We start from the raw sequence: 22,252 nt of genomic DNA on the forward strand, positions 1-22,252 counted from the left end.
GGAGGCGCCGATGGCTGACCGCGATCTGGACGAAGGCACCGCCCGGGCAATTGCCGAAGGGCGGCATGGCGATCCCTTCGCGGTGCTGGGGCCGCAGAAGCGCGGCAAGGGCTGGCTGGTCACCGCCTTCGTGCCGGGGGCGGAGCGGTTGTGGGTTCTGGAAGAAAAGACCGAGGAAGCCGTGCCCTACCCGGGCATCCCGGGGCTGTTCACCCACCGGATGCCGAAGAAGGCGGCCTACCGGCTGCGGGCGCAAGGCGCCGGCACGGAATGGGAGTTCGAGGACCCGTTCCGCTTCGGCCCCGTCCTCGGCGAGCTGGACGAATACCTGCTGGGCGAGGGCACGCACAAGCGGCTCTGGCAGGTTCTCGGCGCGCATTGCATCACCCATGAAGGCGCGGAGGGGGTGCATTTCGCCGTCTGGGCGCCGAATGCCGAGCGGGTCTCGGTGGTGGGCGATTTCAATGTCTGGGACGGGCGGCGCCATCCGATGCGGCGGCGCGGGCCGACCGGGGTCTGGGAAATCTTCGTCCCCGGGCTGGCCGAGGGCGAGACCTACAAATACGAAATCCGCGGTCCGGGCGGAGCGCTGATGCCCTTGAAGGCCGATCCGGTAGGCTTCGGGTCCGAGCATCCGCCGGCCAATGCCTCGGTGGTGCGGCGGATCGGCGGGGAGTTCCATGACGGCGGCTGGATGGAGACCCGGGCGGCGAAGCAGAGCATCGACGCCCCGATCTCGGTCTACGAGGTGCATCTGGGGTCCTGGCGGCGGGCGCCGGGCGACCGGATGCTGTCCTACCCGGAACTGGCCGAGCAGCTGGTGAATTATGCCGCCGACATGGGCTTCACCCATATCGAATGCCTGCCGGTCAGCGAATATCCCTTCGACGGCAGCTGGGGTTACCAGCCCATCGGCCTGTTCGCGCCGACCATCCGCCACGGCACGCCTTCGGAATTCCGCGCCTTCGTCGATGCGGCGCACCGCAGGGGCCTCGGCGTGATCCTCGACTGGGTGCCCGGGCATTTCCCGACCGATGCCCATGGCCTCGGCCGCTTCGACGGCACCGCGCTTTATGAGCACCAGGACCCGCGCGAGGGCTTCCACCAGGACTGGAACACGCTGATCTACAACTACGGCCGGCGCGAGGTGCGGAACTACCTGGTCTCCAATGCGCTGTATTGGCTGGAGGAATACCACGTCGACGGGCTGCGGGTGGATGCCGTGGCCTCGATGCTCTACCGCGACTATTCGCGGAAAGAGGGCGAATGGGTGCCCAACCGGGACGGCGGGCGCGAGAATTACGAGGCCATCGCCATGCTGCGGGACATGAACGTCACCGCCTATGGCCAATGTCCGGGGGTGATGACGGTGGCCGAGGAAAGCACCGCTTTCCCGGGCGTGTCGCGGCCGGTGGACCACGGCGGTCTCGGCTTCGGCTTCAAGTGGAACATGGGCTGGATGAACGACACGCTGTCCTACATGCAGCGCGATCCGGTCCACCGGAAGTATCATCACCACCAGATGACCTTCGGCCTGCACTACGCCTGGTCGGAGAACTACATCCTGCCGATCAGCCATGACGAGGTGGTCCACGGCAAGGGCAGTATGCTGGCGAAGATGCCGGGCGAAGGCGACCAGAAATTCGCCAACCTGCGGGCCTATTACGGCTTCATGTGGGGGCATCCGGGCAAGAAGCTCTTGTTCATGGGGCAGGAGTTCGCCCAGGGGGCCGAGTGGAACCACGACCGCAGCCTCGACTGGCACCAGCTGGAGCTGCCGCAGCACCGCGGCGTGCAGGCGCTGGTGCGCGACCTGAACCGGATCTACCGCGCGACCCCGGCGCTGCATGTCAACGACTGCCGGCCCGAGGGCTTCGACTGGATCGAGGGCGGCGATGCCGAGGCCGGGGTCTTCGCCTGGGTCCGAAAGGGGGCGGCGGGTGATCCGATGGTGGTGGTCGCCGTCAACATGACGCCGGTGGACCGCCGCTACCGCCTCGGCCTGCCCGCGGCGGGGCATTGGGCCGAGGTGCTGAACACCGATGCCGCGGCCTATGGCGGCGGCAACCGCGGCAACCTGGGCGGGGTGACCGCGGAACCGACGCCATGGCACGGCCGGAAGCAATCGGCGCTGGTCACGCTGCCGCCGCTGTCGGCCGTCTATTTCCAACAGGGCTGAAGGCCCGGGTTCCCGAGGGAGGACACCATGAAGGCAAGAGCGAACCAGAGGCTGTCGTCGCAGGCCATGGCCTTCGTGCTGGCGGGCGGGCGCGGCAGCCGCCTGAAGGAGCTGACCGACCGGCGGGCCAAGCCGGCGGTCTATTTCGGCGGCAAGACAAGGATCATCGACTTCGCGCTGTCGAACGCGCTGAATTCGGGCATCCGCAAGATGGCGATCGCCACCCAATACAAGGCCCACAGCCTGATCCGCCACATGCAGCGCGGCTGGGGCTTCTTCCGGGCCGAGCGGAACGAATACCTCGACATCCTGCCGGCCAGCCAGCGGATGGACGAGGTGAACTGGTATCGCGGCACCGCCGATGCGGTGGCGCAGAACATCGACATCATCGACAGCTATCGCATCAAGTATGTGGTGATCCTGGCGGGCGACCACATCTACAAGATGGATTACGAGATCATGCTGCAGCAGCATGTCGAGACCGGGGCGGACGTGACCATCGGCTGCCTGACCGTGCCGCGGATGGAGGCGACGGCCTTCGGGGTGATGCATGTCGACAAGGACATGCGGATCACCGATTTCCTGGAAAAGCCCAAGGACCCGCCCGCGATCCCCGGCGACCCGGACCATGCGCTGGCCTCGATGGGGATCTATGTCTTCGACTGGACCTTCCTGCGCGACCTTCTCTTGCGCGACATGGTGGACGACAACTCCAGCCACGACTTCGGCAACGACCTGATCCCGATGATCGTCAGGAACGGCAAGGCGATGGCGCACAAATTCGCCGATTCCTGCGTGACGAGCGGTCTGGAGGACGAGCCCTACTGGCGCGACGTCGGCACCATCGACGCCTTCTGGCAGGCCAACATCGACCTGACCGACTTCGTGCCGAAGCTGGACATCTACGACAATTCCTGGCCGATCTGGACCTATTCCGAGATCGTTCCCCCGGCCAAGTTCATCCATGACGAGGACGGGCGGCGGGGGATGGCGGTCTCCTCGCTGATCTCGGGCGACTGCATCGTCTCGGGCTCGGCGGTGTCGAACAGCCTGCTGTTCACCGGCTGCCGGACGCATTCCTTCAGCAGCCTCGACTATGTGGTGGCGCTGCCGCGGGTGATCGTCAACCGCAAGGCGGAGCTGGCGAATTGCGTGATCGACAGCGGCGTGGTGATCCCCGAGGGGCTGGTGGTGGGGCAGGACCCGGAGGAGGACGCGAAGTGGTTCCGGCGGACGGAGGCTGGCGTGGTGCTGATCACGCAGGCTATGCTGGAGGCGCGGGCGAAGGCGAAGGGCTGAGGCTCCTTGCGGAAAGCGCCGGGGGGCCAGCCCCCCGGACCCCCCGGGATATTTGAGGACAGATGAAGAGGCTTTGGCGATGAAGGGGCGGGTGCTGTCGGTCGCATCGGAATGCGTGCCTCTGGTCAAGACCGGGGGGCTGGCGGATGTCGTCGGCGCGCTGCCCGCGGCGCTGGCGGCCGAGGGCTGGGAGATGCGGGTGCTGCTGCCGGCCTATCGGTCGCTGCGGGCCCGGGCGAAGGGCTGGCCGGAGGTCTGGCGCGAGCCCGGGCTCTGGGGCGGCGAGGGGCGGGTGCTGCTGGGGCAGGTCGACGGCATCGAGGTGATGCTGCTCGACGCGCCGCATCTCTACGACCGCGAGGGCGGGCCCTATGCCGGGCCGCAGGGCGAGTGGGGCGACAATCCGCAGCGCTTCGCGGCGCTGTCCTGGGTCGCCGCGGCGCTGGCGCGCGAGGGCGCGGCGGGCTGGAAGCCGGACGTGCTGCACGCGCACGACTGGCAGGCGGGCTTCGCCCCGGCCTATCTGGCCTATCACGGGTCCGGCGGCTGCCGGTCGGTCCTCACCATCCACAACATCGCCTTCCAGGGGTGGGCTGAGGGTGGCCTGCTGGCCGACCTGCGGCTGCCGGGCGAGGCCTTCCATTCCGGCGCGCTGGAATATTACGGCGGGTTGTCCAGCCTGAAGGCCGGGCTGGTGACGGCGGATCGGATCACCACCGTCTCGCCGCGCTATGCCGAGGAGCTGATGCGGCCGGAGTTCGGCATGGGGCTGCAGGGCGTGATCGCGGCGCGGGCCGCGGCGGGGGATGTCTGCGGCATCCTGAACGGGGTGGACCTGTCGGTCTGGTCGCCGGAGGGCGAGGCGGAGAACCCCTATTCGGCGAAGGACCCCAAGGGCAAGGACGCCGCGCGGGCCGCGCTCTGCGCCGTGTTCGGGCTGGAGGTCCCGGGACCGCTGGCCATCGTCGTCAGCCGGCTGACCGACCAGAAGGGCATCGACCTGCTGCCCGCGGTGGTGCCGGATTTCGTGGCGGCGGGGGGCGGGCTGGTCGTGCTCGGCTCCGGCGATCCGGGGCTGGAGGCGGCGATGAAGGACCTCGCCGCCCGCTTCCCCGGCCGGGTGGCGGTGCGGATCGGCTATGACGAGGCGATGAGCCATCGGTTGTTCCAGGGCGCCGATGCCGTGCTGGTGCCCAGCCGGTTCGAGCCCTGCGGCCTGACCCAGATGTATGGCCTGCGCTACGGCGCCCTGCCGGTGGTGGCGGCGACCGGGGGCCTGGCCGATACGGTGATCGGGGCGACGCCGGCCAGCCTTTCCGCCGGGGTGGCGACGGGCTTCGTCTTCCACCCGACCGATGCGCTGGCCTTCGGGCAGGCGCTGCGGCAACTGGTGGCGCTTTACGCCGACCGCCGGGCCTGGACCCGCGCCCGCAAGGCCGCCATGGCGCAGCCGGTGGGATGGGAGACCTCGGCCGCCGCCTATGCCGCGCTTTACGCCGGGCTGGTCGGATGACCACCCGCGCCAACGGCCACTCGGTCGGCCCCGGCCAGCCCTGGCCGATGGGCGCCACGCTGACCGGCGACGGGGTGAACTTCGCCGTCTTCTCCGCCCATGCCGAGCTGATCGAACTGTGCCTGTTCTCGCCCGACGGCCGCAAGGAGCTGCTGCGCCTGCCGATGCGCGACCGCGACGGCGACATCTGGCACATCCATGTCGGCGGGCTGACCGCGGGCTGCGTCTACGGCTACCGCGCCCATGGCCCCTACGAGCCGGAGCGCGGCCACCGCTTCAACCCCCACAAGCTGCTGCTGGACCCCTATGCGCGGGCGCTGGAGGGGCGGCTGAAATGGTCCGATGCACTGATGGGCTACAAGGTCGGCAGCCCGAAGGGGGACCTTTCCCTGGATACCCGCGATTCCGCCTTCGCGGTGCCGAAGGCGGTGGTGGTGGACCCGGCCTTCGGCTGGGGCAACGACACCGCCCCGCGGATTCCGCGGGCCGGGACGGTGATCGCCGAGGCGCATGTCCGCGGGCTGACCCGCCGCCATCCCGGGGTGGAACAGGGGCTGCGGGGGACCTACCTCGGCCTCGCCTCGGACCCGGTGCTGGAGCATCTGACCCGGATCGGCGTGACCACGGTGGAACTGCTGCCGGTCCACGCCTTCGTCGACGAACGCTTCATCACCGCCAAGGGCCTGCGCAACCACTGGGGCTACAATTCGCTGGCCTTCTTCGCGCCCGAGCCGCGCTACATGGGCCGGGGCGGCGGGTTGTGGGAAGTGCAGACCATGGTGCGCCGGATGCATTCGGCGGGGATCGAGGTGATCCTCGACGTGGTCTACAACCACACCGCCGAGGGCGACGAATGGGGGCCGACGCTGTCGTTCCGCGGGCTGGACAATGCCAGCTACTACCGGCTGACCGAGGGCGGGCGGCGTTATGCCAATGATGCCGGCACCGGCAACACGCTGGACCTGACCCGGCCGATGGTGCTGCGGATGGTGATGGATTCCCTGCGCTACTGGGTGGAGCATGTGCATGTCGACGGCTTCCGCTTCGACCTCGCCACCGTGCTGGGGCGCGAGGCGCATGGCTTCGACCCGAACGGCGGCTTCTTCGATGCGATACGGCAGGACCCGGTGCTGAGCCGGGTGAAGCTGATCGCCGAGCCCTGGGACATCGGCCCCGGCGGCTATCAGCTGGGGGCCTATCCGCATCCGTTCCTGGAGTGGAACGACCGCTTCCGCGACGGGGTGCGGCGCTACTGGCGCGGCGACGCCGGGATGACCCGGGACCTTGCGGCGCGGCTTCTGGGGTCGGCCGAGAAGTTCGACCATTCCGGGCGGGCTGCGACCTCGTCGGTGAACTACATCACCAGCCACGACGGTTTCACGCTGGAGGATCTGGTCTCCTACACCGTCAAGCGCAACTGGGCCAACGGCGAGGAGAACCGCGACGGCCATTCCGAGAACCATTCCGACAATCTGGGGGTCGAGGGGCCGACCGAAGACCCCGCGGTGCTGGCCGCGCGGGCCTTGCGCAAGCGCAACCTGCTGGCGACCTTGTTCCTGAGCCAGGGCGTGCCGATGCTGCTGGCGGGCGACGAGATCGGCCAGACCCAGGGCGGCAACAACAACGCCTATGCTCAGGACAACGAAGTGTCCTGGCTGGACTGGTCGCAGGCCGACCGGGGGCTGGCGGATTTCGTGGCCCGGCTGGCGGCGCTGCGCCGGGCGCATCCGGTGCTGCGGCAGCGCCGGTTCCTGCACGCAAAGCCGCGGCCCTGGGACGGGTTGCGCGATGTGGTCTGGCGGCGCGCGGACGGCACCGAGCCGAGCCCGCAGGACTGGCACGACCCTTCCTTCCGCTGCCTCTGCGTCGAGCTGCGCATGGCGGCCGAGGGCGGCGACCCGGGCGAGGAGGCGATCTTCGCCGTCTTCAACTGCGGTGCCGGCGTGGCCCTGGTCCTGCCCGGCAGCGAGCCCGGCTGGGAGCTGATCCTCGACACCACCAGGCCCGATCTGACCGCAGGCCCGGCCCCCGCCCTGGCCCCCGCCCATTCCGTGCTGCTGATGCGCAGCCTGCCCGCACCCCGCCCGAAGGGAGAGACCCCATGACCACCGTCGCCACCAGCCCCATCGCGGGGCAGAAGCCCGGCACCTCCGGCCTGCGCAAGAAGACCCCGGTCTTCATGGGCCGCCACTACCTGGAGAATTTCGTCCAGTCGGTGTTCGACGTGGTGGGGGCGAAGGACAAGACCTTCGTCCTCGGCGGCGACGGGCGCTACTTCAACGACCGCGCGGCGCAGGTGATCCTGCGGATGGCGGCGGCGAACGGCGCCTCCCGGGTGATCGTGGGGCAGGGGGCGATCCTGTCGACCCCGGCGGCCAGCCACCTGATCCGGCTGAACAGGACCGACGGCGGCATCATCATGTCGGCCAGCCACAACCCCGGCGGCCCGGAGGAGGACTTCGGGGTCAAGTTCAACATGCCCAACGGCGGCCCGGCGCCGGAAGGGGTGACGGAGGCGATCTACAGGCGCACCACCGAGATCAGTGAATACCATATCGCCGAGGCGCAGGACGTGGACCTTGGGGCCATCGGCCGGCACCAGTTGGCCGGGATGGTGGTCGATGTGGTGGACCCGGTGGCGGATTATGCCGCGCTGATGGAGACGCTGTTCGACTTCCCGGCGATCCGTGCCATGTTCGCCGGCGGCTTCCGCATGAGGATGGACAGCATGTGCGCCGTCACCGGCCCCTATGCGGTGGAGATCCTGGAAAACCGGCTCGGCGCGGCGAAGGGAACGGTGGTCAATGCCATGCCTCTGCCGGATTTCGGCGGGATGCACCCGGACCCCAACCCGACCTGGGCCAAGGCGCTGATGGACGAGATGTTCGGGCCCGATGCGCCGGACTTCGGCGCGGCCAGCGACGGCGACGGCGACAGGAACATGGTGGTGGGGCGCGGGGTCTATGTCTCGCCCTCGGATTCGCTGGCGGTGCTGGCGGCGAATGCCCATCTGGCGCCCGGCTACAAGGGCGGCCTCAAGGGCATCGCCCGGTCGATGCCGACCTCGGCCGCCGCCGACCGGGTGGCCGAGGCGCTTGGCCTGCACCATTACGAGACGCCGACGGGCTGGAAGTTCTTCGGCAACCTGCTGGACGCCGGCCGCGCCACGATCTGCGGCGAGGAGAGCTTCGGCACCGGCAGCGACCATGTGCGCGAGAAGGACGGTCTCTGGGCGATCCTCTTGTGGCTGAACATCCTGGCGGTGCGCAGGGAAAGCGTGGCGCAGATCCTGCACGGCCATTTCCGCCGCTACGGCCGCAACTACTACAGCCGCCACGACTTCGAGGCGATCCCGGTGGAGCAGGCCGACCGGATGATGGAGGCGCTGCGCGCCGCGCTGCCCGGTCTGAAGGGCCGCGACTTCGACGGCATGGTCGTCACCCATGCCGACGATTTCGCCTATACCGACCCGGTGGACGGCTCCGTCTCCACGAAACAGGGGGTGCGGGTGCTGTTCGACGGCGGCTCGCGGGCGGTGTTCCGCCTCTCCGGCACCGGCACCGAGGGCGCGACGCTGCGGCTTTACCTCGAACGCTTCGTCCCCGGGCCGGACGACCTGTCGGACGACCCGCAGGCGGCGCTGGCCCCGGTGATCCGGGCCGCCCATGCCATCGCGGCGATCGCCGCGCATACGGGCAGGAGCTTGCCGGATGTGGTGACCTGAGCCCCCGAGTTTTCGCCGAAAACTCGTATCTTACGGATTTTCGGCGAAAATCCGGGCTCAGCTGCGCAGGCCGGTCTCGTAGAGCAGGCCCATGCGCTTGGCCTCGTAGTAATAGCCCTTGGCATACCACATCACCGCCTTGTCCGGGTTGCCGCGCGACACCAGCCAGGCGCCGCGCAGGTATCTGCCGGCGTATTTCAGGTTGGTCTCGGCATCGAGCAGCCCCGAGGCCGGCCCCTTGTAGCCCATGGTCGCGGCGGTCTGCGGCAGGATCTGCATCAGCCCGTAATAGGGGCCGTTGCGGGCGGCGGGGTTGTAGCCGCTCTCGCGCTGGATCACCCGGTGCAGCAGGCTTTCGGGAATCTCGTGGATCGCGGCATATTTGCGGATCAGCGCCCGCATCTCCGGCGTCTCGCCGGCATGGAGGCCGGCGCGGCTGGCGGGCTCCGGCCCGGGGCCGCTGCCGCAGGCGGCAAGGACGAGGGGCAGGGCGAGGAGGGAGCGGCGGCTCAGCTGCATCGGGCGGCCTTCTGCGATTTGCGTCCCGCGCAGGGATAGGGCCCATGCGCGCGCCGCGCAAGCGGCAGGCGGCCGCATCGGCGGCGCGCCGTCGTCGTCCCCGTCACACCCCTGTCACGCTGCGATGCGACAGGAAGGCACCGGCATATCTGTCGGGGGTTGCCACGGCGCGAACGCCATATATAGTCGGGCCACCGGGGCGGGTCTGCCCGTCTTGGTGCCCTGGTCGGCAGGGCAGGACGGAGACACTCATCTTGGACGGCGATTTCAGAACCCATTTCGTGCGTGACCCGGCGGCGCTGAAGCATTTTCCGGCGCTGGTGCTGAACGCCGACTTCCGGCCGCTCTCCTACTATCCGCTCAGCCTCTGGCCCTGGCAGGAGGCGATCAAGGCGGCCTTCCTCGACCGGGTGCAGATCGTCGCCGAATACGACCAGGTGGTGCGCAGCCAGAGGGCGGAGATCAGGATACCTTCGGTCGTGGTGCTGAAGGAATTCGTCAGACCCCAGAAGCGCGTGGCCTTCACGCGCTTCAATCTTTTCCTGCGGGACGAATTCTGCTGCCAGTATTGCGGCGCCAGGGGCGACCTGACCTTCGACCACGTGCTGCCCCGGTCGCGCGGCGGCATCACCAGCTGGGAGAACGTGGTGGCGGCCTGCTCGCCCTGCAACCTGAAGAAGGGCAACAAGACGCTGAGGCAGTCCGGCCTGCAGCTGCGCCGCCCGCCGGCGGTGCCGACCGCGCAGGAGATGCAGGCCCACGGCCGCCGCTTCCCGCCGAACCACCTGCACGAAAGCTGGATGGACTACCTTTACTGGGACGCCGAGCTGGAAGCCTGAGGCCCGATTTTTCGCCGAAAAATCGTCGCCCGGCGTCTTTGTCGTGCAGCTGTTACAAAACCTTCACATTTCCCGCGCCCCGTGATCGGATGTGCCTTCCGCACCGGAAGGATTCGCCCGATGACCGTCTCGCTTGCCGTTGCCTCGCTCAACCTCTCGGTCGCCCTCGGCTGCGGCGCGCTGATCGGGATGGAGCGGCAGATCCGCCAGCGCAAGGCCGGCCTGCGCACCAATGCGCTGGTGGCGCTCGGGGCGGCGGCCTACATGGTGTTCTCGATGCTGATCGAGGGCGACATGTCGCCCAGCCGGGTCGCGGCGCAGGTGGTCAGCGGGATCGGCTTCCTCGGCGCCGGGATCATCTTCCGAGACGGCTTCAACGTGCAGGGGCTGACGACGGCGGCCACCCTGTGGTGCTCGGCCGCGGTCGGTCTGCTGGCGGGGCACGGCAACTGGGATTTCGCGCTGGTGACCACGGGGCTGGTGGTCTTCGTCAACTTCGCGCTGCGGCCCTTCGTGCAATGGCTCAAGCGCCGGGTCAATCAGCGCGCGCCGGACCTGCGGGCCTATCGCGTGGTGATCGAGGTGCCCGCAGCGCAGGAGGCGGCGACCCGCAGCCTGATGCTGCGGGTGCTGACCCTCGGCGGGCTGCATCTGGGCGGCATCGACATGCGCCCGGCGACGGACGGGGTGGTGAGCCTTTCGGCCACCGTCACGGCCGAGGGCCTGCCCGAGATGGTGCTGGAACAGGCGGTGCAGCATCTGGCCTCGGAGCCGGGGCTGCTGCGGGTGCACTGGCTGGCGCTGGAAGACGGTTGAGGGGCCGGCGCGGCACGCTGCTCCAGACCTCGTTTCCCCTGCGCAGCCAAGATGCTAGACTTGCCGCCGCAAGGGCGCTAGAAGGCGCTGGACGGAAATCGTTAGCGCTAACATCCCTGCGGAGGTGCCATGGTCTCGCGCGTCATCCCGGTCGAGCCCTTCGACCTCGTGATCTTCGGCGGCACCGGGGATCTGGCGCGCAGGAAGATCCTGCCGGGCCTCTACCGCCGCTTCCAGGCCGGGCAGATGCCGCCCGAAAGCCGCATCATCGGCGCCGCGCGGGGCGAGCTGACCGACGCGGATTTCCGCGGAATGGTCGCCGCCGCCATCGCCGAATTCCTGCCCGCGGCGCAGCAGGACGCGGCCGTGATCGAGGATTTCCTGACCCGGCTGCATTACATCCCGATCGATGCCAAGGGCGACTCCGGCTGGCCGCAACTGAAGGCGCTGATCCGGGCGGATGTGGTGCAGGCCTTCTACTTCTCGGTGGCGCCCGCGCTCTTCGGCGACCTGGCCGGGCGGCTGACCTCCTGGGGCATCGCCGGGCCGGAGGCGCGGATCGTGGTCGAGAAACCCTTCGGCCGCGACCTCGCCACCGCGCAGGCGCTGAACGCCACGCTGGCGCAGCATTTCTCCGAAGGCCAGATCTACCGGATCGACCATTATCTGGGCAAGGAAACCGTCCAGAACCTGATGGCCGTCCGCTTCGCCAACATCCTGTTCGAGCCGCTGTGGAAATCGGAATACGTCGATCACGTCCAGATCACCGTGGCCGAGACGGTCAGCGTCGAAGGCCGCGGCGCCTATTACGACACCTCGGGCGCGATGCGGGACATGGTGCAGAACCACCTGATGCAGCTTCTCTGCCTGATCGCGATGGAGCCGCCCTATCACTTCGACCCCGCCGCGGTGCGCGACGAGAAGCTGAAGGTGATCCGGGCGCTGGATCCCGTCCGGCCCGAGGATATCGTGCGCGGCCAGTATCTGGCCTCGAACGGGCAGGGCGGCTATCTGGAGCATTCGGAGAACCCGCAGAGCCGCACCGAAAGCTATATCGCGCTGAAATGCCATATCTCCAACTGGCGCTGGAAGGGCACGCCCTTCTACCTGCGCACCGGCAAGCGGCTGCGGGCGCGGGCCTCCGAGATCGCCATCACCTTCAAGGAGCCGCCGCATTCGATCTTCGACGATGCCGAGGGCTGGCGCGAGAACGTGCTGGTGATCCGGCTGCAACCGGACGAGGGCATGAACCTGAAGGTGATGATCAAGGAGCCGGGGCCGGGCGGGATGCGGCTGGTGCAGGTGCCGCTGGACATGTCCTTCGCCGAGGCGCTCGGCGATGCGCATGGCGATGTGCCGGATGCCTATGAACGCCTGATCATGGACGTGATCCGCGGCAACCAGACCCTGTTCATGCGCGGCGACGAGGTGGAGGCGGCCTGGGCCTGGGCCGATCCGATCATCGAAGGATGGGAGGCGCGGGGCGACCGGCCGCAGCCCTACGATGCCGGATCCAGCGGGCCGGAGGACGCGTTGATGCTGATGCACCGCGACGGGCGGCGCTGGCGGGAGATACGCTGATGCAGATCGAGACCTATCCCGACCGGGAACTGATGCAGTTGCAACTGGCCAACCTTCTGGCCGGGCAGCTGGCCGAGACGCTGCGCCGCGAGGGCAAGGCCACCCTTGCGGTGCCGGGCGGCACCACGCCGGGGCCGGTGTTCGACACCCTGTCGGGGGTGGACATCGACTGGGCCAACATCTCGGTGGTGCCGACCGACGAACGCTGGGTGGACGAGGACTCCGACCGCTCCAACACCCGCCTTTTGCGCGACCGGCTACTGCGCGGGCGGGCGGCGGCGGCGCAGCTGATCCCGCTCTACGCCCCCGGCCACGATGCACCGGAAGAGGCGGTGGAGGCGCTGGAACAGGGGCTGGCGCCGCACCTGCCGATCTCGGTCCTGCTGCTGGGGATGGGAGAGGACATGCACACCGCCAGCCTCTTCCCCGGCGGCGACCGGCTGGAGGAGGCCTTGTCGGCCACCACCCGGCTGATCCTGCCGATGCGGGCCGAAGGCGCGGGCGAGCCGCGGGTGACGCTGACCGCGCCGGTGCTGCGCGCCGCGGTGCGGGTGCATGTGATGATCACCGGCGCCGAAAAGCGCGCCGCCATAGAGAAGGCGGCGGGCCTGCCGCCGATGGAGGCGCCGATCCGCGCCGTGCTGGATCAGGCCGTGGTGCATTGGGCGGAGTGAGACGATGACCGACAAATGGGCCGCCCTGCGCGACCATCACGCGAAAGTGGCGGACCGGCCGATCCTGTCCTTGTTTGAGGCCGATCCGGGCCGGGCGGCGGGGTTCTCGGTCGCGGCCGACGGGATGCTGTTCGACTGGTCGAAGACCAACATCTGCGCCGAGGGGCGGGCTTTGCTGGTGATGCTGGCCGAGGCCTCGGACGTGGAAGGCCGCCGCGCCGCGATGTTCGGCGGCGAGAAGATCAACGATACCGAAGGCCGGGCGGTGCTGCATGTGGCGCTGCGGGCGGGTGAGGAGGCGGTGATCCGGACTGACGGACAGGACGTGATGCCCGGCGTCCGCGCGGTGAAGGCGAAGATGGCGGCCTTCGCGCGGGACGTGCGCGAGGGGCGGTTCACGGGGCAGGGCGGGCCGATCACCGATGTGGTGAACATCGGCATCGGCGGCTCGGACCTCGGCCCCGCCATGGCGACGCTGGCGCTGGCGCCGTTCCACGACGGGCCGCGGGTGCATTACGTGTCGAACGTCGACGGGGCGCATATCCACGACACGCTGAAGGGGCTGGACCCGGAAACCACGCTGGTCGTGGTGGCGTCGAAGACCTTCACCACCATCGAGACCATGACCAATGCCGACACCGCCAAGCGTTGGATGGCGGCAACGGTGCGCGACCCGGCGGCGCAGTTCGCCGCCGTCTCGACGGCGCTGGAGAAGACCGCGGCCTATGGCATCGCCCCCGAGCGGGTTTTCGGCTTCGAGGATTGGGTCGGCGGGCGCTATTCGATGTGGGGGCCGATCGGGCTGGGTCTGATGATCGCCATCGGCCCGGAGCGGTTCGAGGAGTTCCTGGCCGGCGGCCGGGCGATGGACCGGCATTTCCTGACCGCGCCTTTGTCGCGCAACATGCCGGTGCTGCTGGCGCTGGTCGGGATCTGGCACAACCAGATCTGCGGCCACGCCACCCGCGCCGTGCTGCCCTATGACCAGCGGCTGGCCCGCCTGCCGGCCTATCTCCAGCAACTGGAGATGGAGAGCAACGGCAAGCGGGTGGCCCGCGATGGCAGCGACCTGGTGGTGAACTCCGGCCCGGTGGTCTGGGGCGAACCGGGAACCAACGGCCAGCACGCCTTCTACCAGCTGATCCACCAGGGCACCCGGGTGGTGCCCTGCGAATTTCTGGTGGCCAAGCGCGGGCACGAGCCCGACCTGGCGCATCAGCACCTGCTGCTGGTGTCGAACTGCCTGGCGCAGTCCGAGGCGCTGCTGCGCGGCCGTTCGCTGGACGAGGCCCGCGCGATCATGGCGAAGAAGGGGGCGGAGGGGGCGGAGCTGGAGCGGCAGGCCCGCCACCGGGTGTTTCCAGGCAACCGGCCCTCCACCACCCTGGCCTATGAACAGCTGACCCCCTTCACCCTCGGCCAGATCATCGCCCTCTATGAACACCGGGTGTTCGTCGAGGGAGTGATCCTCGGCATCAACTCCTACGACCAATGGGGGGTGGAACTGGGCAAGGAACTGGCGCTGGCCTTGCAGCCGGTGCTGGAGGGGCGGGCGGGGACGGAAGGCAAGGACGGATCGACCGCCGCGCTGGTGGAATTCCTGCGGTAGGGAGAGGATATCGTCCCTTTGTCATGGCGAAGGCCATCGCCTTCGCCACAGCGCAACGGTTCACCTTGTCCCGGCCGGGCCCCAAAGGCCCGGCCAGCGCCCGCCCCGCCCTCGGCGGGCGCTTCTCGCCCGCCGGGTCGGGCGCTGGCCTCCCGGGGTTATGTGCCGCATCGTTTCCGGTTGATGCGCTGCGCACGGGCGGGGCGAGGCAGTGCCTCGCCTTGTCCCGCCCGCCGCTCTCCGCTGCCGGAACGCCTAACCGAACCGCCGGGCGGCCTCCACTTCGGGGGCCAGTCTCGCGGCCAGATCGGCCAGCGGGTCGGCCGGAAAGCCGGCACGCAGGCTGCGGGCAAGGTCATGGGCGCGGGCTTGCGCAGCTTCGTCGTGGTAAAGCGCCTCGACCGCCGCGCCGATCTCCTCCGCCGTCGAGGTCTTCTGCGGCAGCACCCGCAGCACTCCCGCCGCCTCGGCCCGCTGCGCATGGGCGACCTGTTCGCGATGCCCCGGCAGCCCGAGTTGCGGCAGGCCCGCCAGCGCGGCGGTGCAGAGCGAGCCGTGCGGCGCGGGATGCAGCATGATCCGCGACCGCTCGGCGATCCGGTCCACCGGCATCGGCGCCTCCTCCACGATCATGCCCGAGGCCGCCAGCCGCGCCTTCACTGCATCGGAAGCCCCGGGCAGGAAACCGCGGCGGGGCAGGCTCAGGCGGCAGAGCGCCTCGGCCAGCGCCGGCAATTCCGCCTCCTCGCGGGAGAAATAGACGAAGACTTCATCGCCCGCCGCAAGGCGGGAGGTGCGTTCCACCAGCGGCGGCGCCAGCGCCTCCGGCGGGCGCCAGCCGGCATAGGGGTCGAGAAAGGGGAAGGTCCCGGCCAGCACAAGGTCGGCCTGATACAGTGCCGAGAGCCGGGGCAGGGGCGCCATGCCGAGCGCGGCGCAGGTCCGGTTCAGGCTCTCCAGAACCTGCGGCTCCGGGTGGATCACCCGGTCGTAGCCGCGCGCCAGCTGCGGCAGTGGTTCCAGCCCGGCGGGCGGCAGGCCGTAGCCGGTGCCGGTGGTGACGATGCGGATCTCCCGGCCCTCGTCGCGCAGGGCCAAGGCGGCCCGCTGCGCGAGGGGCGCGTAATCGGCGATCAGGAGCGAGACGTTTTCCTGAAGGATCAATCGCCGCCAGAAGGCCAGGCTCTCCTTCACCACCTCGGGCCGCATGAAGCCGCAATCGGCCAGGTAGCAGGACCAGGTGGCATTGCCGCGGCCCATAGGATCGGCCTTCTCCGCCGCTGTCGCCGCCAGCTTCGGGCAGCGGATCACCCGCACGCCCGCGGCCTCCAGCTCCGCCGCGTGGCGCATCTCGCCGATGGCGGCCAGCTTCGCCGCCCGGGGGCCGAGCGCGCGGGCCACCCGGGCGAGCGTGGCGACATGGCCGCGCCCGCCGCCCAGTTCGGTCGCCAGCAGGGCGACGGGATTGGCGGACGCAACCAAGCGCTTACTTCAGCGCGGCGGTGACGATGACCTCGACCTTGTAGTCCGGGGTGGCCAGCTTGGCCTCGCCGGTGGCGCGGGCGGGGGTGTGGCCCTGCGGCACCCAGGCGTCCCAGACCGCGTTCATCTCGGCGAAGGTCGAGATGTCGGCCAGCCAGATCTGTGCCGACAGGATGCGGGTCTTGTCGGTGCCGGCCTCCGCCAGGATGCGGTCGACCTCGGCCAGGCATTGTCGGGTCTGCTCGGCCACCGAGGAGCCGGGCTCGCCGACCTGACCCGCCAGCCAGACGATGCCGTTGTAGCAGACCGCCTCGGACATCCGGGCGCCGGTGCCGATGCGCTTGATCTCGTTCGCCATGAGGAAACTCCCTTTTTCCGTTGCCCGCCGTTGCTAGCCCGGCCCGTGACGAAAGGAAAGCCGCGCCGGCGTGCAAGGCTCCGCCGAGGGAAAGGGGAAATCGGCGGGATCGCGCTCACGCATTTGTCACAAGGTTGCACAATCCGTGATCGGCATGGCATCGGACCGGGCGAGCCAAGAACGAGAGCCCGACCGCCGATGACGACACGCCCCTTCGCCGCCCTCTGCCTTGCGTTTTCGCTGATGCAGCCCGTCCCCGCCGCCTTTGCCGAAACGCAACCCCAGCCGCAGAAGGCGGGCTTCTTCCTCTTCGGCAAGAAGGCGGCGAAGAAGGCCGCCCGGGTCGAGGAGGCGGAACGCGCCGCGGTGAAGGAGATGGTGGCCTATGCCACCGCCAACAAGCCCAAGGGCCGGATCTGGTGCGTCCCCTTCGCCCGCACGGTCAGCGGCGTGCAGATCAAGGGCAATGCCAACACCTGGTGGAAGAAGGCGGCCGGCGTCTACGAGCGCGGCCATGCGCCCAAGGTCGGCGCGGTGATGGCCTTCGCCGCCTCGAAGGCGATGCCGATGGGCCATGTCGCGGTGGTATCGAAGGTGGTCTCCGAGCGCGAGATCCTGATCGACCAGGCCAATTGGGAACGCAACCGCATCACCCAGGACACCCTGGTGGTGGACGTGTCGGAAAAGGGCGACTGGAGCATGGTGCGGGTGGCGAACGCCGCCGGCACCCTCGGCCGCACCAATCCGGTGAACGGCTTCATCTACAACTGATCCGGTCTGCCCGGGCGGACCCGAAGGCGCGGGCGACCGCGCCTTTTGCGTTGCCGGAAGGGGGCGTCAGTGCCCCCGGGTCTGCGGCCATTGTTCCATCCCGGCCCAATACCGCCGCAGCGCGGCCGAACAGCGGTCGTCGTCGGCCAGGGCGTCGATGGCGCCATGAATCGCCGGCCCGCCGCCGAGCCGGGCGATGACCATGCCGCAGCGGTGCAGGCGCCGGTAGTCCGGGTCCCGCGCCAGGGCGACGTCGGAGGCATCCGCCCGCGCGCGCAGGGCGTCGAGCGCGCTGCGGGCCTCGCGGAAGGCGGTGAAGAGTTCTTGGTATTGCGAAGTCATGGCAGGTCCCGGGAATCACTCCGCACCTCGGTAGCCGGATAATGCGGCTGAAGTTTGGCGAGGGGCGGCAGACAAGGCCGGTGCGGGTCGAAAAACCGGAAAGTGCGATCGAAGGATAGGCCGGCGGAAACATGCGGCCAGGATATCCCTCTTGACCATTTGATTCGAGGGAGGAGACGATGAGGACATTCCTGGGATGCGCCGTTCTTGCTTTCGGCGCGGCTGCGGGTCCTGCGCCGGCGGACAACGTGCTTGAACTGAGGGTGGGCGAGACCAGGCACATGACGGTCTACATCGCGGACAATTGCAAGGGCAAGCCGCCGGCCTGGGTGAACGTGAAGCGGAAACTTCCGAAGTCGAAGATCGTGACCTTCTCCGACGGCGATCTCGGCCCGCGCCGGAGTGACCGCTGCGGCGGCGAGGTGGTCGGCCGCGAGATCGACGCGACCGGCATGAAGCCCGGGAAAGAGACGCTGAAGGTGCAGTCCGGGAAGCTGACCGTGATCGTCAGGTAGGGGCTGACCTGCCGCAGACCGAAGGCCGCCCGCCGGGCGGTCTTTTCGCGGCGAACATGAGCGCGGCAGGATGGAGCGGGTGAAGGGGGCCAAGAGCCATTATCACCCAATTGCAACTCGTAAAATATCCCTCAAGAAAACAATCACTTGGGTGAATTTCCAGCAAAAATCTGTTGCATGAAATAGTGTTCAATAGCAAGGTTTATGGATAGCAGAGGGGATAGCCGGAAAATCGGCTTGGGTTCGATTCCTGATGCGACATGATTGATTGGAGATAGAGATGCCGAAGCGCGCGCGGGAGCTTGGCCCGCTGGACATCAAGCGGGCAACACATCCGGGGGGAACCGACCGCCATCACTGGCTGGACGTTGGTGTGGTGGCGGGGTTGCGCTTGCAGATTACGGCGGCGGGGACGAAAAGCTGGGTCTTGAGGACCACGGTCGGGGATCGGCGCAGGGTCATCGGATTGGGGGCCTATCCCGAGGTGGGGCTGGCCGAGGCCCGGGACAAGGCGCGCGAGGCGAAGCGCAAGGTCGCTGCCGGGATTGATCCGATAGAGGAGAAGAAGGCCGTGCGCGCCGCTCTGGCGGCGGCATCGGCCCGCAATCTCCTATTCGCGGATGCGATGGACAAGTGGATCGCCGCGAAGATGAGCGACCGACCCGAGAAAAGCCAGAAGGCGATCAAGTCCACGATCACGCGCTATGCGCTGCCCGAGCTTGGCAAGCTGACGGTGCAGTCGATCACGGTTCAAGACATCGTGCGCGCCCTGCAAGAGGTCTGGTCGGAGAAGCCGGACACCGGCCAGAAGTTGAGGTCGTATCTTGAGGGCATCTTGTCATGGGCCACGGTCGGCGGGCACCGATCCGGCGACAACCCGGCCAGATGGCGCGGAAACCTCAAGGAGCTTCTCCCCGCCCCGGCGCAGGTTGAGAAAGGCAAGACCGGCAACTTCCCTGCACTGGCCGTGGCGGACGTGCCCAAGTGGTGGACAGAGGTGTCGAAGCGCGACGGCATGGGGGCGCTGGCTTTGCGGTTCGCTGCTCTCTGCGCCAGCCGCAGCGGTGAGGTCCGGGGGGCGACATGGGATGAAATCGACCTTGACGCAGCGATGTGGACGATCCCCGCGAGCCGCATGAAGGCGGGGGCAGAGCATCGCGTCCCTCTAACCGCCGAAGCGATTGCGCTGCTCAAGTCGGTTCCCCGGATGCAGGGCGTAGCTTTCGTCTTCCCCAGCGTGACGGGCGTCCAGATGAGCGACATGTCCATCAGCGCAGTGATGAGACGAATGCAAGAGGACGCCGAGAAGACTGCGCTAGAGGCCGGGGGTGATCCCGCCAAGTCAGGTTGGCGGGACCCCCGGTCGGGCAAGGCCGCCGTCCCGCATGGCCTGCGCAGCACCTTCCGGGATTGGGCGGCGGAGCGCGGGTATGACCGTGACATGGCCGAGATTGCCTTGGCCCATCAGGTCGGCAGCGCGGTCGAGCGGGCCTACCGTCGCACGGATATGATCGAGCGCCGCCGGGCCATGATGCAGGCGTGGGCCGACTTCCTGCATGGCCGGGATGCGGGCGTGGTGGTAAAATTCCCCGTGGCATCCGCATAAATCCCCTTGCGGCGGAACAGGAAAAATCGTGCGCGATCAATAATTCTTGATCGGCGGGGGTAATTGTTGGGATCAAATCCCAATAATTCCATGATCACCCGCGGTAAGTCTTTGATTGCAAAGTAATTGGGATGCCATCCCAACTAGAGTTGGGATAATATCCAAGTTGCGAAACAGAAAAATATGGTAATAGTTGCGAGCTACCTAAATCAAGAGAGGTAGCAAATGTTCATCAGTGACGCCCAAATCGCAAAGCGCTACAACGTGACGAAGCCCACGATTTGGAGGTGGGTCCGCACCGACCCGACATTCCCCAGACCCATGAAACTCTCCCCCGGCTGCACCCGCTGGAAGCTGGCGGAGGTGGAAGCGTGGGAGGCCGAGAAGGCCGGGAAGGTCGCCTGATCATGGAGACCGCCATCAACGCCCCGCCCGGTCGAGCCGGGCGGGCTGTCATTCGCATTGTCGCCCGGCGGGTTCCGTGGCCGACCCTTTCCCAGAGATCGGAGAGGACTGGCCTTCGCCTGCGCTGGGATGCGCTCACAGAGGACGGCCACCTGCTGGTCGAGGCGACCGAGCATCCGCTGTCCGATGGTGCGCACATTCTCCTCGCCGACCGCGGCCTGCCGGGCGACACGATGGTCACGCTCCGGCACGAGGGCGCGGGCCATGACAGCTTCGTGCCCCGCCCCCTGCATCTGGTCGCCGCCGAAGGTGCGCAGCGAGCGGTGGATCGGGAGCGGCTGGCCCGGATGGGCCGGGAGCGCGCGCGCCACCCCGAAAATAGCGCGGTGCCGGATGCCGCCGGGGGTCACCCCCCGGCTGCCCGTCGCGGCCCTGTGCTGGCGGAGGGCGCGGCATGAGGGCGAAGGACTTCACGCGGCGGCAGATCGCTTGGACACGGCAGGTCCGGCAGGATAGGCGCATCTCGGACAAGGCCGTGCGGATCGCCGACGCCTTGGCTTTCGATTACATGAATGCCGAGACTGGTGACGCATGGCCCGCGATGGCGACCCTGTGCGAAGCCGTCGATGCGTCGGAGCGAGCAGTCCGCCGCGCCCTCGACCAGATGGTCGAAGGCGGTCATCTCTCCATCAAGAGCGGCGGTGGCCGCAGGCAGAGCAATCGCTATCGCTGGATCATCCGGGATAAAAACCCCGGCAAATATGCCGGAGTTTCGGATGCCGAAACTCCGGCATATGCGGAGGAGTTTTCCGGCCCGAAACCCCGGCAAAAACGGCAAAGAAACTCCGGCACATTTGGCATGAAAACTCTGGCAAATATGCCGGAGGATACGTCTGAAGTTATCCGTCATAACGAACCGGAAGGCGGACGCGCCCTCGGGCGCGCGTCCGCCAATTCCCGCGTCGGTGTCGTTCTTGTAGAGGACGAAGAAGATCATCACGAAGATACCACGCAACGCGCCCTTGGGCCGGTTGATCCGGCCCTGGGCGCTGCGGCGGATACCGATCTCGCGTCGGACCCCATCAGCGCGGCGGATACGAATATCGCGGCGATGAAATCGTGGGCGGACGAGGACGACGACGATGAAACGCTCGACGCCCTATGCGCTGCGAGGGATGCGGTCATCGCCTCGCATGAGGACTTCCCGACTGTTCCTCGGCTCACCGGGGCGCAGTTCGCCATCGGCTGGACCGACGAATGGACCGCAAGCGATGGCGGGAACGACGACTTCCGCAAGGAGTGCGCCAACGGTGCAGCCGCCGCATGGCGGGAGGCGCTGGCGCAGGGTGGCAAAGACTACGCGAGGGAATGGTGGCGGCAGCACAGGGAAGCGCTGACCGCCTATGTCACCGCCAGCGGCTACGGCGAAGATGCGGCTAAGGAGGCCATAGGTCGTTACGGCAGGGCAATCGGACGGGCGGATGCAGATAGGAGGGCGCAGGCATGACCGTAGTCAAATTCGAGGACATCCATCGAGCGATGCCTGCCCGCGAGAGCAGGGCCGATGGCGGGGCCAAGGTGGTGGACTTTCCGAGCGAGTGGATCGGGTCGCGGCTGCTCGATGCCGAGGCCGCCGCAGATATGATCGGCAAGATGAAGGCCGGTCCCCGGGCGACGGAAGTAGAGCGGGCGCGGGCCTTCCGGCGCGCCCGGACCCGGTGGATACTGCACTGCGAAAAGATCAGGGCCGACCTGATGAAGCGGGGCCTTCCGCCCAAGGCGATTGCCGGGGTGCTGCGGAACTATACGGCGCAGGTCCGCGAGATCATCGTCGCCCGCCGGGTCAAGGAGGACATCATGCCGGACCTGCCGGGAGGCACCCATGGACGGTGATAGCCTCGCCCAGGGCGATGAAGGCCGCGCCCGGCGCGCGGCCCTGCCGGACGGGATGGCGCGGGTCGAGGATAGGCTCCGGCGTCTTGTCTATGGTCAGAGCTTGGCGCTGGACCCCGAGGGCCTA

21 protein-coding genes are annotated in these 22,252 nt (G+C 68.2%); 17 read left to right on the top strand and 4 right to left on the bottom strand.

What is annotated here, in order from left to right; all coding sequences use genetic code 11:
* The first annotated feature begins 10 nt into the window (after positions 1 to 10).
* From glgB to G5B31_RS15315, 5 genes are all read left to right on the top strand, one after another.
* Complete coding sequence (glgB, locus tag G5B31_RS15295) at positions 11 to 2,179, top strand: 1,4-alpha-glucan branching protein GlgB (RefSeq protein WP_165019063.1); 2,169 nt, start codon at positions 11 to 13, stop codon at positions 2,177 to 2,179.
* A 27-nt stretch (positions 2,180 to 2,206) separates the two neighbouring features.
* Complete coding sequence (glgC, locus tag G5B31_RS15300) at positions 2,207 to 3,478, top strand: glucose-1-phosphate adenylyltransferase (RefSeq protein WP_165019064.1); 1,272 nt, start codon at positions 2,207 to 2,209, stop codon at positions 3,476 to 3,478.
* A 79-nt stretch (positions 3,479 to 3,557) separates the two neighbouring features.
* The gene (gene glgA / locus G5B31_RS15305) at positions 3,558 to 4,991 is read left to right on the top strand and encodes a glycogen synthase GlgA (protein WP_165019090.1); all 1,434 of its coding nucleotides are present in this window, start codon (positions 3,558 to 3,560) and stop codon (positions 4,989 to 4,991) included.
* On the top strand, positions 4,988 to 7,096 hold the full coding sequence (glgX, locus tag G5B31_RS15310) for a glycogen debranching protein GlgX (protein WP_165019065.1): 2,109 nt from the start codon (positions 4,988 to 4,990) through the stop codon (positions 7,094 to 7,096). Before glgA ends, glgX begins: the two co-directional genes overlap by 4 nt.
* Positions 7,093 to 8,715, top strand: coding sequence for an alpha-D-glucose phosphate-specific phosphoglucomutase (locus G5B31_RS15315; RefSeq protein WP_165019066.1), 1,623 nt, complete (start codon positions 7,093 to 7,095; stop codon positions 8,713 to 8,715). Before glgX ends, G5B31_RS15315 begins: the two co-directional genes overlap by 4 nt.
* A gap of 57 nt (positions 8,716 to 8,772) precedes the next feature.
* On the opposite strand, the gene G5B31_RS15320 is transcribed toward G5B31_RS15315, so the two are convergent.
* Complete coding sequence (locus G5B31_RS15320; protein ID WP_165019067.1) at positions 8,773 to 9,234, bottom strand: lytic transglycosylase domain-containing protein; 462 nt, start codon at positions 9,232 to 9,234, stop codon at positions 8,773 to 8,775.
* 254 nt (positions 9,235 to 9,488) lie between these two features.
* Between G5B31_RS15320 and G5B31_RS15325 the strand changes: the two genes are divergently transcribed.
* The 5 genes from G5B31_RS15325 to pgi all read left to right on the top strand — a co-directional run bounded on the left by G5B31_RS15325 (position 9,489) and on the right by pgi (position 14,753).
* Positions 9,489 to 10,073 (top strand): HNH endonuclease, encoded by a 585-nt coding sequence (locus G5B31_RS15325; RefSeq protein WP_165019068.1) that lies wholly within the window; start codon positions 9,489 to 9,491, stop codon positions 10,071 to 10,073.
* A 120-nt stretch (positions 10,074 to 10,193) separates the two neighbouring features.
* Positions 10,194 to 10,889 (top strand): MgtC/SapB family protein, encoded by a 696-nt coding sequence (locus G5B31_RS15330; RefSeq protein WP_165019069.1) that lies wholly within the window; start codon positions 10,194 to 10,196, stop codon positions 10,887 to 10,889.
* A gap of 129 nt (positions 10,890 to 11,018) precedes the next feature.
* On the top strand, positions 11,019 to 12,470 hold the full coding sequence (gene zwf / locus G5B31_RS15335) for a glucose-6-phosphate dehydrogenase (protein ID WP_165019070.1): 1,452 nt from the start codon (positions 11,019 to 11,021) through the stop codon (positions 12,468 to 12,470).
* The gene (gene pgl, locus G5B31_RS15340; RefSeq protein WP_165019071.1) at positions 12,470 to 13,144 is read left to right on the top strand and encodes a 6-phosphogluconolactonase; all 675 of its coding nucleotides are present in this window, start codon (positions 12,470 to 12,472) and stop codon (positions 13,142 to 13,144) included. The genes zwf and pgl overlap by 1 nt, the downstream gene beginning before the upstream one ends.
* Before the next feature lie 4 nt (positions 13,145 to 13,148).
* The gene (gene pgi, locus G5B31_RS15345; RefSeq protein ID WP_165019072.1) at positions 13,149 to 14,753 is read left to right on the top strand and encodes a glucose-6-phosphate isomerase; all 1,605 of its coding nucleotides are present in this window, start codon (positions 13,149 to 13,151) and stop codon (positions 14,751 to 14,753) included.
* Positions 14,754 to 15,008: 255 nt separating this feature from the next.
* Here the strand turns inward: pgi and G5B31_RS15350 are convergent, their stop codons facing one another.
* Positions 15,009 to 16,235, bottom strand: a complete 1,227-nt coding sequence (locus G5B31_RS15350; protein ID WP_165019073.1) for a glycosyltransferase family 1 protein — start codon at positions 16,233 to 16,235, stop codon at positions 15,009 to 15,011.
* 4 nt (positions 16,236 to 16,239) lie between these two features.
* Positions 16,240 to 16,593 (bottom strand): RidA family protein, encoded by a 354-nt coding sequence (locus G5B31_RS15355; protein ID WP_165019074.1) that lies wholly within the window; start codon positions 16,591 to 16,593, stop codon positions 16,240 to 16,242.
* 198 nt (positions 16,594 to 16,791) lie between these two features.
* Between G5B31_RS15355 and G5B31_RS15360 the strand changes: the two genes are divergently transcribed.
* Positions 16,792 to 17,364: a CHAP domain-containing protein gene (locus G5B31_RS15360; RefSeq protein ID WP_240904440.1), complete on the top strand. Its 573-nt coding sequence runs from the start codon at positions 16,792 to 16,794 to the stop codon at positions 17,362 to 17,364.
* 66 nt (positions 17,365 to 17,430) lie between these two features.
* On the opposite strand, the gene G5B31_RS15365 is transcribed toward G5B31_RS15360, so the two are convergent.
* Positions 17,431 to 17,706, bottom strand: a complete 276-nt coding sequence (locus G5B31_RS15365) for a hypothetical protein (RefSeq protein WP_165019075.1) — start codon at positions 17,704 to 17,706, stop codon at positions 17,431 to 17,433.
* 179 nt (positions 17,707 to 17,885) lie between these two features.
* Here G5B31_RS15365 and G5B31_RS15370 point away from each other — a divergent pair, with 179 nt between their 5' ends.
* From G5B31_RS15370 to G5B31_RS15395, 6 genes are all read left to right on the top strand, one after another.
* Positions 17,886 to 18,221: a hypothetical protein gene (locus tag G5B31_RS15370; protein WP_165019076.1), complete on the top strand. Its 336-nt coding sequence runs from the start codon at positions 17,886 to 17,888 to the stop codon at positions 18,219 to 18,221.
* A 280-nt stretch (positions 18,222 to 18,501) separates the two neighbouring features.
* Complete coding sequence (locus G5B31_RS15375; RefSeq protein WP_165019077.1) at positions 18,502 to 19,827, top strand: site-specific integrase; 1,326 nt, start codon at positions 18,502 to 18,504, stop codon at positions 19,825 to 19,827.
* 225 nt (positions 19,828 to 20,052) lie between these two features.
* The gene (locus G5B31_RS15380; protein WP_165019078.1) at positions 20,053 to 20,232 is read left to right on the top strand and encodes an AlpA family transcriptional regulator; all 180 of its coding nucleotides are present in this window, start codon (positions 20,053 to 20,055) and stop codon (positions 20,230 to 20,232) included.
* A 2-nt stretch (positions 20,233 to 20,234) separates the two neighbouring features.
* Positions 20,235 to 20,690 carry a hypothetical protein gene (locus tag G5B31_RS15385; protein ID WP_165019079.1) on the top strand — a complete coding sequence of 152 codons (456 nt, stop codon included), beginning with the start codon at positions 20,235 to 20,237 and terminating at the stop codon, positions 20,688 to 20,690.
* Entirely contained in the window at positions 20,687 to 21,739 is a 1,053-nt protein-coding gene (locus G5B31_RS15390; RefSeq protein ID WP_165019080.1) for a hypothetical protein, read from the top strand. Before G5B31_RS15385 ends, G5B31_RS15390 begins: the two co-directional genes overlap by 4 nt.
* Entirely contained in the window at positions 21,736 to 22,125 is a 390-nt protein-coding gene (locus tag G5B31_RS15395) for a hypothetical protein (protein ID WP_165019081.1), read from the top strand. Before G5B31_RS15390 ends, G5B31_RS15395 begins: the two co-directional genes overlap by 4 nt.
* The last annotated feature ends 127 nt before the right edge of the window (positions 22,126 to 22,252 follow it).

Origin of the sequence: Rhodobacter sp. SGA-6-6 (assembly GCF_011043545.1) — a bacterium.
In the GTDB taxonomy this organism is placed as follows: Bacteria; Pseudomonadota; Alphaproteobacteria; order Rhodobacterales; family Rhodobacteraceae; genus Pseudogemmobacter.